Origin of the sequence: Nostoc sp. NZL (assembly GCF_015714705.1) — a bacterium.
Classification (GTDB): domain Bacteria; phylum Cyanobacteriota; class Cyanobacteriia; order Cyanobacteriales; family Nostocaceae; genus Nostoc; species Nostoc foliaceum_A.
Genome location: NZ_WBKL01000175.1, coordinates 1 through 11,107 on the forward strand (window position 1 = coordinate 1; position 11,107 = coordinate 11,107).

The 11,107-nt window shown below is 42.6% G+C and carries 11 protein-coding genes; 5 read left to right on the plus strand and 6 right to left on the minus strand.

The annotated features are described in order from the left end of the window. Window positions 1-172 precede the first annotated feature (172 nt). Entirely contained in the window at window positions 173-310 is a 138-nt protein-coding gene (locus F8R90_RS26490) for a photosystem I protein PsaX (protein WP_190892762.1), read from the plus strand. 21 nt (window positions 311-331) lie between these two features. On the opposite strand, the gene F8R90_RS26495 is transcribed toward F8R90_RS26490, so the two are convergent. Continuing rightward, window positions 332-1,198, minus strand: a complete 867-nt coding sequence (locus tag F8R90_RS26495; RefSeq protein WP_190892760.1) for a branched-chain amino acid ABC transporter permease — start codon at window positions 1,196-1,198, stop codon at window positions 332-334. 205 nt (window positions 1,199-1,403) lie between these two features. Here F8R90_RS26495 and hrmK point away from each other — a divergent pair, with 205 nt between their 5' ends. Beyond that, entirely contained in the window at window positions 1,404-3,242 is a 1,839-nt protein-coding gene (gene hrmK, locus F8R90_RS26500) for a hybrid histidine kinase/response regulator HrmK (RefSeq protein ID WP_196513154.1), read from the plus strand. Between the two features lie 125 nt (window positions 3,243-3,367). Then, window positions 3,368-4,198, plus strand: a complete 831-nt coding sequence (gene larE, locus F8R90_RS26505; RefSeq protein WP_196513155.1) for an ATP-dependent sacrificial sulfur transferase LarE — start codon at window positions 3,368-3,370, stop codon at window positions 4,196-4,198. Between the two features lie 25 nt (window positions 4,199-4,223). Here larE and F8R90_RS26510 read toward each other — a convergent pair whose 3' ends face one another. Both F8R90_RS26510 and F8R90_RS26515 read right to left on the minus strand, forming a co-directional pair. After that, window positions 4,224-4,586, minus strand: a complete 363-nt coding sequence (locus tag F8R90_RS26510; RefSeq protein ID WP_196513156.1) for a DUF4864 domain-containing protein — start codon at window positions 4,584-4,586, stop codon at window positions 4,224-4,226. An 89-nt stretch (window positions 4,587-4,675) separates the two neighbouring features. Further along, window positions 4,676-5,731 carry an SGNH/GDSL hydrolase family protein gene (locus tag F8R90_RS26515; RefSeq protein ID WP_196513157.1) on the minus strand — a complete coding sequence of 352 codons (1,056 nt, stop codon included), beginning with the start codon at window positions 5,729-5,731 and terminating at the stop codon, window positions 4,676-4,678. Window positions 5,732-6,269: 538 nt separating this feature from the next. Between F8R90_RS26515 and F8R90_RS26520 the strand changes: the two genes are divergently transcribed. Continuing rightward, window positions 6,270-6,482, plus strand: a complete 213-nt coding sequence (locus tag F8R90_RS26520; RefSeq protein ID WP_190893017.1) for a helix-turn-helix domain-containing protein — start codon at window positions 6,270-6,272, stop codon at window positions 6,480-6,482. Between the two features lie 215 nt (window positions 6,483-6,697). Continuing rightward, window positions 6,698-6,910 carry a hypothetical protein gene (locus F8R90_RS26525; RefSeq protein ID WP_190728355.1) on the plus strand — a complete coding sequence of 71 codons (213 nt, stop codon included), beginning with the start codon at window positions 6,698-6,700 and terminating at the stop codon, window positions 6,908-6,910. Window positions 6,911-6,969: 59 nt separating this feature from the next. Here F8R90_RS26525 and F8R90_RS26530 read toward each other — a convergent pair whose 3' ends face one another. From F8R90_RS26530 to psaB, 3 genes are all read right to left on the minus strand, one after another. Next, window positions 6,970-7,875: a DNA-methyltransferase gene (locus F8R90_RS26530; RefSeq protein WP_196513158.1), complete on the minus strand. Its 906-nt coding sequence runs from the start codon at window positions 7,873-7,875 to the stop codon at window positions 6,970-6,972. A 187-nt stretch (window positions 7,876-8,062) separates the two neighbouring features. Beyond that, window positions 8,063-8,503, minus strand: a complete 441-nt coding sequence (gene cynS / locus F8R90_RS26535) for a cyanase (protein WP_196513159.1) — start codon at window positions 8,501-8,503, stop codon at window positions 8,063-8,065. A gap of 352 nt (window positions 8,504-8,855) precedes the next feature. Next, entirely contained in the window at window positions 8,856-11,081 is a 2,226-nt protein-coding gene (psaB, locus tag F8R90_RS26540) for a photosystem I core protein PsaB (protein WP_190892751.1), read from the minus strand. Between the last annotated feature and the right edge of the window lie 26 nt (window positions 11,082-11,107).

The following is an 11,107-nucleotide window of genomic DNA, read 5'->3' on the forward strand; positions in this document are numbered from 1 at the left end:
GGCAGGGGGGAAGGGGGAGAATAAAAATTACCTCTTTCCCCTCTTCTCCCTGCTCCCTGCCCCCTGCCTCTTCCCAATTCCCAACTTCACACAAATATTCTTAAAGAATTTGGGTATTTGGTACACCAGTTTGGTATTTCTTAAAAAGTCCTGACATTAGGAGAATCGCATTATGACTGCTAAAACGAAGAATTCCCCAGTTGCCGACAGTGGAGCTAAACCTCCCTACGCCTATCGCACAGCTTGGGCAGTGTTATTGTTAGCTATCAATTTTTTGGTGGCAGCCTACTATTTCCACATTATTGAATAGTTAGAAGTGGAATGGTGCTGCTCAAATCGTTCCTTTGAATAAACCTTTGGGACGAATGAGCAGCACCAAAATCATGATTAACAGTGCTACACCCTGTTTATACTGTGAACCCAGCCAAGGGGTGCTGACTTCCTGAACGATGCCAATAATAAAAGCTGCTGCGATCGCACCGTAAGGGTTGCCAATCCCACCAAGAATTACCGAGGCAAACAATGGTAAAATTAAGAACCATCCCATGTTTGGACGCACGGCTGTAATTAACCCATACATACTGCCGCCCAATGAGGTAAGAGTGCCAGCAATTAGCCAAGTCCAGAAAATTACTCGGTCAACATTGATACCTGAAACCCTGGCTAGGTCTAGATCGTCAGCAACTGCTCGCATCGCCTTACCAATTTTGGTATTTTGCAGCAGGTAATGGAGCGCCAAAATTGCTAGCACCGCCAAACCCAATACCAATAATTGATTTTGCGGGACTTTTAAACCAAAGATGTCTAAAGCTGGCGTAACAGGTAGATTATAATTTTGGTTCTTGCCACCCCAGATAAAAATAATGCCGTTACGAAGAAATAAGGCAAGTCCGATAGAAATAATAATCAGCGTAGTGGAAGTAGCACGGATAGAGCGCATCTTTGACCACAGTAACTTTTCCGATAACAGCATTGCTGCTACTGTTCCCGCCGCTGCCAGGATCATCGACAGCCAAATATTGACTCCAATAGTGTTTATCAGCCAGGTCAGATAGGCTCCTAAAGTTAGAAAGTCACCATGAGCAAAGTTAGATAGCCGTAGAATCCCGTAGGTAAGAGTGAGTCCGACTGCTGCTAGAGCAATAATGCTCCCCACCGCAATCCCGTTAACGATTAGTTGGGCGAATTGTGTATCCATAAGCCTTAAGTTGCTTTAACAAATTTTAGGTCAGTGGTTTATATAATAATTTTTTTGGAATTGCTGCTAAATTCAACATCATAAGTTATGGTTTATAACAACATAAGTTATGGTTTATAAATAAAAAAGAATTGTCCGCTAATATACATAGAATCCTTTTCGGATTTTTATGCGAAGCTAAACTTGTTCAGCGGTCTAGTTGACCATGCAGCAGTACTCAAGCTTACCAGACCAGAACTCACAGATAGATGCAACGCCAAAACTTTTGACAACAATTCAGCAACTTCGCGCCAAGTTGTGGCTGGAGAGCAGCTTGAACCAGTTGCAAAGTCACCTTAATGATTGCCTGCTTTCTGCTTGTAACACTGTCCCACAGGCAGGAGCCGCAGAAGCAGAAATTCTCCAAACGGTGGTCAATGAGATTAACAGTGCTGTGCACAGCAGTAATTTGGCGTTTACAGATTGTGCCGTAGGCATCGCTCTGTTTCAACCACAAGAAACTGTTGCCACAGTTTGCTATGTTTCTTGTTCTCTATCCCCAAAATCACAACCTTTATTTCTAGAATTGCTGACAGCAGAAAAAAAGCTGCTGTTGAGACTGCAAGAGGTTATAGAACTCGAAGATTTACAGCAGCTTGAGAATCAACAAATACCGAGCGCTTGGCGGTTAGCTGATGATTCTGGCAACGTCATGGGCTGGCTAATTATCGCCGCAGCACCCCTAAACTCAGATCGTGAGTCGCTCATAAAATCACAAGCTCAACTCAGATCACAATTGATGGCAAGGTCTGCTAAACACTGTACTAGAGCCTTGGTACAACTTAGACAGATCCTGTCTTGGCAGCAACGGTATCAACAGTTAAATAACTCTAATCAAGAATTGGAGCGCACTAATCAACTCAAAAATCAGTTTCTGGCAAACACCAGCCACGAAATTCGTACACCTCTTAGTTCTATTATTGGGTTTACCCACCTGCTTTTAGCCCAAGGGTACGAACCAAGTAAAGAACGCCAGCAAGAGTATTTAAATATCATTCAATCTAGCGGCAAGCACTTGCTAGCTCTGATTAACGATATTTTGGATCTCTCCAAAATTGAAGCAAACCAGCTGGAAGTGCAGTGGGAAACAGTTGATGTGCCACTGCTGTGTAGCAATGTTTTCGCACTAGTGAAAGAGAAAGCCGCTAATAAAGGTTTGAAACTGTGCCTAGAACTTGAACCCGATATTACAACCCTAGTAGCCGATCCCTTACGACTCAAGCAAATGCTGTTGAATTTACTCTTCAATGCCTTAAAGTTCACCAGCAAAGGAAGTGTTGGCTTAAAAGTTGCTCCTAAAGGTGTATTTGTGCATTTTACAGTTTGGGATACTGGCACTGGCATTTCCCAAGAAGACCAGGCTCAACTGTTTGAACCCTATTTCCAAATTGCCAAGGCTGTCGCTGCTGGTGCTGAAGGTACTGGTTTGGGTTTAGCCGTGACTCGGAAACTCGCCCAAATTCACGGTGGTTCTGTGAAAGTGGAATCTGAAGTAGATCGTGGCTCCCGTTTTACCCTCGTACTTCCCCTTAAGCAAGAGGTGGCAGTGAGGGAAGATAAGGGAGATGAGGAACCAAAATACTTCTCATCTCCTTTGCCTTTCACCCCTAGTTCTTCTGTAGACATTTTGCTGGTAGAAAATGACTTACCCAACGCTAATTTGATGCAAATTTATCTACAGAAATTGGGATATCAGGTCACTTGGGTTAAGAATGCTAGCGAGATGTGGGAAGCTCTAACACAGTTAGACCCAGTGGTGATTTTAATGGATGTTTATCTAGCAGATGGAAATGGTCTTAATTTGGTGCAACAACTGCGAGAAAATCAGCAATATCGGACAATTCCGGTAATTGCCCAAACAGCAATGGCAATGAAAGGCGATCGCGAAACTTGTCTAGCAGCTGGAGTGGATGACTATATTTCTAAACCGATTGATTTGCCACTTTTAGCCAGTCTGATAGCTAAATACAGCAAACCACCAATAGTAGGGGAAGCAGGAAGATGAGGGTGAGCAAAGAACACAAGGAAAATCCCTCTCCTCTGCACCATTGTGCCTCTTTCGCAATGCCCTATAACAAATGACTAGAATAGAATTTGTTAGGTGCTATTGGGTTTGGGCAGGATTGGGAAATGATGCTGACAAAAAAATTTGAGCAATTAAGAGCTTTATTTCAAGAAATGGAGCAGGCGTTGATTGCCTACTCTGGGGGCGTTGATAGCACTTTGGTTGCCAAAATTGCTTATGATGCGTTGGGCGATCGCGCTCTAGCTGTCACGGCTGTTTCTCCTTCGCTTTTGCCAGAAGAGTTGGAAGATGCCAAAATTCAAGCCGCAACGATTGGGATTCCTCATAAAATCGTCCAGACTCACGAGATGGAAAATCCCAATTACACTTCTAACCCTGTTAACCGCTGTTATTTTTGTAAAAGTGAGTTGCACGACACTCTCAAACCTTTAGCTTTAGAGTTGGGTTATCCCTATGTAGTGGATGGGGTAAATGCTGATGATTTGCATGATTATCGCCCAGGAATTCAGGCGGCGAAAGAAAGAGGTGCGCGATCGCCTTTAGCAGAAGTGGGTGTCACCAAAGTTGAAGTTCGCCAACTTTCGCAACAACTCGGTTTACCTTGGTGGGACAAACCCGCTCAACCTTGTCTCAGTTCGCGGTTTCCTTATGGTGAAGAGATTACTGTAGCTAAGTTGCAACGAGTTGGTAGAGCAGAAATTTTCCTGCGAAAGCTAGGTTGGCAGAATTTGCGCGTGCGATCAGAAGGAGATACAGCACGCATTGAATTGGCATCAGAACAAATTAAAGAGTTTGTGTTAACTACGGATTTACAGAAAGTAGTTTCTGCATTTCAGGATTTCGGATTTCTTTACGTAACCCTGGATTTAGAAGGTTATCGCAGCGGTAAGTTAAATCAGGTTTTGAATCGGGAAGCCTTGAGCGTTAAATTATAAAATTTTGGTTGTATGAAGATATAATTTATACTTCTTTACTTTCTACGGAAACTAGAAAGCAACCGTTAATCTTCCAGGTATTCTCTGGCTGTTTTTCCATAAAATATAAAGCTCTAAAGGGAACTCCATCAGGAGCTAGTAGTAGCACTGGCTGAGTTATGTTCCCCTGGATGGTTGTTATCTTCTCAAAAAAGACAGAACGAGGACGGTATACTGCTGGGTAGCTTATTTTTACCATCTGTATAAAATTTTCTGGGCTTCCAAATTGCGCCTGAATTGCCGGACTGGCGAAGGCAAAAGCGCCTTGGGCATCATCCTTGTTAAAGGCTGCCAATTGGCGTTCAATTAGAGAACGTATAGTGATGGCATCGTTGTCAGTAACTTCCATAAAAAATTTAAAATTGTGTAGGCGCAGCCCGTCGTAGACATCGCTTTAAGCGTCGGCATTGGTGTAGCGTTTTCTGGAGAAGCGATCGCTCAATTTTCACGCTGAGTCAGCTTGTACTCTATCTGCTGTAGTGCCGAGCGCCACACATCATAACCTTCTTGAGACAGGTGCAACCCATCTGTGGTTAACTCTGGACGCAAATTTCCTTCCATATCCGTAAACCAGCTATAAATATTTAGATAATTAGCTCCTTCTTGTTTGGCAATCTGGGTTAGTTGTGTGTTGATGTGACGAATGCGGCTATTGGAAAGCTTTGCTAGGCGAGTAGGCAAAATTGATTGGACAATGATTTGAGCTTTTGGGTGAGTCTGCCGTAAACGACGGACAATCCGGCGATAATTACGCACAATTGTGTCATCACTAGCGCCTTTTCGTAAGTCGTTAATCCCAGCCATAACGTAAATCACATTCGGCCGCGTTGTCGAAAATGCCCCCAATCTTTTTAAAACGCCACTGGAAGTATCTCCAGATATGCCTTGATTGAGCCATAATTTTCCAGCAGGAAGTTTTTCTCTAGGAAACCACATGCTCAAAGAATCACCAACTAAGATACTCAGATGATTTGCACCTTGACCTTGAGCGATCGCTCTAGCTTCTAAAGCTAATAAACTTTTCCAGTCATCATAAGTTAGTTGACGTTTCTTGATCGACTCCCACAATGATTGCAAATTATCACTATCTACGCGTGTATAAATCTGACCTGTTTTCAGAGCCGCCAATCTTTGGTAGTAAAGTTGATTGCCAGATGTTAGTGAGACACCAGCTGCTTGGGCACTGGGGTTGAGTGATGACTCTGTTGTGGCTGGTAATCCCTGACTGCTGAATTCTGGTACGCTAGTGACGTTTTTCTCACCTACTGTTGGCTGCAAACTTTTTAGGGGTTGCAACACTTGACCGCTGAGTTCTGGTAAGGAGAGATCAACGCTATTGATAATTTTTGTACTGACTATTGCCTGCGAACCCTGTTTTAAATCCCACAGGAATCTAGAATTTTCTGGCAGGACAATAGACAGATGTGGGAGAGCCGATGCTGGTATTGCCAATCCTGTTAACAAGCCTGCTGCCAACAGATAAGGGTCCTTCATCGCTTTGTCTCTCCTCTACTCACTGCTTTTCCCTATGACAGCATTAGTTGCCTGTATTCAGGAAAATTTTACTTCGGTTAAGTTATTATTCTTATTTAAACTGTGTAGTTCTGTAAAGCGTGTTTACGAGATTATATTTGACAATTTACGATCTCTTTAAATTACGGTTTTTCCGGTAGTATACAAATCTTATTTGTGAGAATACTTCTACTGAAAGCACTTTTTTCATCAGCTGACCAGTTTCTATAACTCAGTTGTCACAAATATTATAAGTGTTTGCAAACTCAGCGATTAATGGGTGATTTTTGAGTATCTCAGGACAGAGGTTTTTGCTTTTAATGTTGCTAGTATGGTGAATAAGCATTTGTTTTCAGGTTTCCATATCTTAGGAAAAGTGTAGCGATCGCATGAGAGTTTACTAGACAGAGAAGCGATGTCTGACGACAAGCCGTTTCTCTACAAGACGCTGAGCGAACATGTCTACGCTTTTTAATTTCTCATATGAAATTTAGCGATGCAAATGCATCATTTATCAAATATGGGATTAGTCAGATTAAAAATTCGAGAATTAGCAGAAGAGAAAGGATGGACACTAAAAGAAGTTTCTGACCGTTCTGGGGTAATTTACAGCACAGTTAGAAGTTATGCGCGTCGTCCTGGTATGACGACAGTTGACTTTACTGCTATCCACAAATTAGCTCGCACTTTTGATGTGAGGATTGAAGATTTAGTGGAAATTATAGAGGAATAGGCAAAAGTTTAACTGTTTATAATATTGATATCATACGACGGTGTGTCCTCAAAGAGCAAGCATTAGGTTTGCCATACCGAGAATTTCATAACTCACTACACGTAATTTAAAATGTATGTTTACTCATTGAAGTATGAGTTGAAACACATTTAAATTAAGTTTTACCTCTATAGAATAACCTCATTGAAAGTGCTAAGATTTAGGCTGAATCATTAATGTTTTCCTTTTCTTCCGTGGCTAGAGCTAGTACAGCGATTGGTGTCAGTCCCATTATTAAGGAGATTGTGCAAAAGCAGGCACATTCTACACGTTTGACCCTGAAAGAAGTTATTCTCATGGGGATGTTAGCTATTGACAAACTAGATGATCAAGGTCGTCAAGAGCTAGCAGATCAAGTTCATCAAATGCAGGTGAATGGAGAAATTTAATTGAGTAGTTATGAGTTATAAATTTTAACTCCTGACTCCTGACTCCTCACTTAATTTGGTTATTGGCTAAATCGATAACGACTTCCCATTACATAATTCTCATTAATTTCAAACGATATCCATTGGCGTTGCAGAGTCTCAGCAACAAAACCCGTTGTATTAGAACCTGCAAATGGATCTAATACCAGATCACCTTCATCAGTTAAGAATTTGATGAAGAACTCGGCGAACCCTTGCGGAAAACGTGCTGGATGGGGTCTCATTTCTGCTATTTTGCAGCGTCGTAAATAAGCGCTATTAGATTCAGTATTAGCAATTTCTAGTAGATTTGGCGGAATTGCACCCTGGTTATCCTTTTGGAATTTATCAGAAATATCATGTCCGCTAGGACGTATTTTAGCCTTATAACCATTTTTGAGTAATTGCTTCATACTTTGGCTATAGGGCTTTAAAACTTTTCTGTTATCTGCTTTAGGATTCGGTGTTTTAGACAACCACCAAACTGTATTTACTGAGTCTTTCACACGAATCCGCCTGATTGTTACCCACTCAGCAGGGGTTGGCAGTCGAGCCGGATTATAGTGGTAAAATTCCTGAGCAAGAAAGAAACCTACTTCTTTGCATAATCTAACTAAAAGTTCGTATTGGTAGATACTCCGCACGGGATTGCCAGGAAGGTAAGCGCCACCTAAATCTAGTACGAATGAACCATTATCTGCCAGTACTCTTTTAAATTCATAGGCAAAAGGTAGAAACCACTCAATATATTTTTCAGCAGTTTCGTTACCGTATTCTTTTTTTCGTGTCAGAGCAAATGGAGGTGATGTGATAATTAAATTAATACTATTATCATCAATGAATTTAATAAGTTTAAGGCTATCACCTAAATATGCGGCTCCGTTCTGCTGGGTATAATAGGGATTAAAAATTATTTCTTTTGGTGGTATTACTGGTTCTTCTTGCAAGAGTGATAAAATTATTTCATTTTTTATATTTATAACTTGTTTTGGTATTGTCCAATTATTTAATTTTAAAAGTTATTTTTTAACGCAAAGGGACACGGAGGGAAGCGCAAAGTAACGCAGGGGAGTATATTAACTTTGTAATCCATGTGGATGAGAATATACTCCTGAAATAACTAAGACTGAAACACTACCACTTTTTGTATGGTAAAAATTTACCAGACATAATGATTTTAACGCGATCGCCTTTGGGGTCTTCTTCTTTTTCTATATCTAAAGTAAAGTCAATGGCACTCATAATCCCGTCACCAAACTTTTCTTGAATGACTTCCTTAATGGGGAAACCATAAACTTGCATAATCTCGTAGAAACGATAAATCAATGGGTCAGTTGGTACTACTGGGCCTAATCCTTTTACAGGATATTCAGTCAACTCTTTAATATAAGTAGCATCTAACCCCAATGCTTCAACTAGTAACTTAGCTTCTTCCTCGGAAGCACTAGCTTGCCGATAGAATAAAGTAGCAATCCATACTTCATCACGTCCGAGAACTTTTTCCAAATCGGCAAAACTTAGTTTTTTTTCTTGTTTCGCGGCTAATAGCTTTTGAGTAATTTCGGGAAGGGACACCTGATAGCTCCTATAGTGAATTGTAATTAAAGTTCATTTTAGGCGATCGCAGTCTACCTTTTATGTTTAGACAGAAAGCTCAAAAATTCTTCTACTGCTGCCCTTGGTTGGTTATAGCATTTCTTTGCAGGGTAGTGTTCAACGCAGAGAATTCCTGATTTAAACCAAGCATCCTTTTCTTGATCCTTCTCATACCTGTCTGGGTGAAAAGAAATCTCTAATATTCCGAATGTTCCGTCTATATCCCTAACCTCATGCAGCTACAAAATTGATTTCAGAAAAAATCCCCCACCTTGCGGCAGGGGAATTTTATTACTTATCTACTTACTTATCTACAAAACTAGCAGCCGAATTAACCGAACTTACCAGCAGTAGAAGCAATCAAGAATGCAGCATAAGTCACGATGTAGCCAACAGTGAAGTGAGCTAGACCAACTACACGAGCTTGAACAATAGATAGAGCAACGGGCTTGTCTTTCCAGCGAACTAGGTTAGCCAGAGGAGTGCGTTCGTGTGCCCAAACAAGGGTTTCAATCAACTCTTGCCAGTAACCTCTCCAGGAGATTAAGAACATGAAGCCAGTAGCCCAAACTAGGTGTCCAAACAGGAACATCCAAGCCCAGACAGACAGGTTATTCACGCCATAGGGGTTGTAACCGTTAATCAACTGAGCAGAGTTAGCCCAGAGGTAATCGCGGAACCAGCCCATGAGGTATGTAGAGTTCTCATTGAACTGAGCTACGTTGCCTTGCCAAATACCTAGATGTTTCCAATGCCAGTAGAAGGTAACCCAACCAAGGGTGTTGAGCATCCAGAATGTAGCGAGGTAGAAGGAATCCCAAGCTGAGATGTCGCAAGTACCGCCACGACCGGGGCCATCGCAAGGGAAGGCATAGCCGAAGTCCTTTTTATCGGGCATCAGCTTAGAACCACGGGCATCCAAAGCACCTTTGACCAAGATCAAGGTGGTGGTGTGCAGACCCAAAGCGATCGCATGGTGTACCAAGAAGTCGCCAGGGCCAATTGTCAAGAACAGGGAGTTAGTACCAGCATTGATGGCATCTAACCAGCCTGGAAGCCAAACGTTAGCGTAGTTGGGCCATGCTGTGTAAGCAATACTATCAGGGTTAGATAGCAATGTATCTAAACCGTACAGTACTTTACCGTTTGCCGCTTGGACGAATTGAGCAAATACTGGCTCAATCAAGATTTGCTTTTCAGGAGTACCGAAAGCAACTACTACGTCGTTGTGTACGTACAGACCAAGGGTGTGGAAGCCCAAGAAAAGGGATACCCAGCTAAGGTGGGAAATAATCGCTTCTTTGTGCTTCAGCACGCGCTCAAGAACGTTGCCTTTATTTTGCTCTGGGTCGTAGTCACGTACCCAGAAGATTGCTCCGTGAGCAAAAGCACCAAGCATCAGGAATCCAGCAATATACTGGTGATGCGTGTACAACGCTGCCTGAGTTGTGTAGTCCTTTGCAATAAATGCGTAGGAAGGCATGGAGTACATGTGCTGCGCTACCAGGGAAGTAACAACACCTAGCGCTGCTAAGTGCCAACCTAATTGGAAGTGCAGGGAGTTGTTGTAGGTGTCGTAAATACCTTGGTGAGGTAGGTTAAACGGACCTTCAACAGGAATGCCAAAGAAATTCTTAGCATTCAAGGCTTCTTTGAGACTGTGACCAATCCCAAAGTTTGTCCGGTACATGTGACCAGCAACGATGAATAAAACTGCGATCGCTAGGTGGTGATGAGCTATGTCAGTCAGCCACAAAGCTTCTGTCTGGGGATGGAAACCACCTAAGAAAGTCAGAATTGCAGTTCCTGCACCTTGCGATGTCCCGAAGATATGTCCAGGAGTGTCAGGGTTTTGAGCGTAAACACCCCAGTTGCCTGTAAAGAATGGTGTCAAACCGGCTGGGTGGGGTGGGGTGTTGAGGAAGTTATCCCAACCTACGTGCTGACCGCGAGCTTCGGGTACAGCAACGTGAATTAAGTGACCAGCCCAAGCCAATGAACTAACACCAAACAAACCTGCTAAGTGGTGGTTTAGGCGATGTTCAGCGCTCTTAAACCATGCCAAGCTAGGACGGTACTTGGGTTGCAAGTGCAGCCAGCCAGCAAACAAGAGTACGGCCGCGAACAATAACAGGAACACTGAACCTGTGTACAGTTCACTGTTATTGCGCATACCGATGGTATACCACCAGTGGTAGAGACCAGAGTAGGTAATGTTTACCGGATTACTAGCGCCAGCTTGGGTAAAAGCTTCGATTGCTGGTTTACCAAAGTGGGGGTCCCAAATCGCATGGGCGATGGGACGGATGTGAAGGGGATCTTTAATCCACTGTTCAAAGTTACCTTGCCAGGCTACGTGGAACAGGAGGCTGGATGCCCACAGGAAGATGATTGCCAAGTGACCGAAGTGAGTTGCGAAAATCTTTTGGTAAAGATTTTCTTCCGTCATGCCATCATGGGTTTCAAAGTCGTTGCCTGTAGCGATCGCATACCATATCCGACGAGTAGTCGGGTCCTGTGCGAGATCCTGGCTAAATTTCGGAAATTTTGTCGCCATAGGTTTAATAAATCCTCTGACCTTTA

Excerpts from the sequence above, each read along its gene's own strand:
- hrmK (WP_196513154.1), top strand. The coding sequence starts at position 1,404 with ATGCAGCAGTACTCAAGCTTACCAGACCAGAACTCACAGATAGATGCA.
- psaB (WP_190892751.1), bottom strand. The coding sequence starts at position 11,081 with ATGGCGACAAAATTTCCGAAATTTAGCCAGGATCTCGCACAGGACCCG.
- F8R90_RS26495 (WP_190892760.1), bottom strand. The coding sequence starts at position 1,198 with ATGGATACACAATTCGCCCAACTAATCGTTAACGGGATTGCGGTGGGG.
- F8R90_RS26490 (WP_190892762.1), top strand. The coding sequence starts at position 173 with ATGACTGCTAAAACGAAGAATTCCCCAGTTGCCGACAGTGGAGCTAAA.
- larE (WP_196513155.1), top strand. The coding sequence starts at position 3,368 with ATGATGCTGACAAAAAAATTTGAGCAATTAAGAGCTTTATTTCAAGAA.
- F8R90_RS26520 (WP_190893017.1), top strand. The coding sequence starts at position 6,270 with ATGGGATTAGTCAGATTAAAAATTCGAGAATTAGCAGAAGAGAAAGGA.
- F8R90_RS26510 (WP_196513156.1), bottom strand. The coding sequence starts at position 4,586 with ATGGAAGTTACTGACAACGATGCCATCACTATACGTTCTCTAATTGAA.
- F8R90_RS26515 (WP_196513157.1), bottom strand. The coding sequence starts at position 5,731 with ATGAAGGACCCTTATCTGTTGGCAGCAGGCTTGTTAACAGGATTGGCA.
- F8R90_RS26525 (WP_190728355.1), top strand. The coding sequence starts at position 6,698 with ATGTTTTCCTTTTCTTCCGTGGCTAGAGCTAGTACAGCGATTGGTGTC.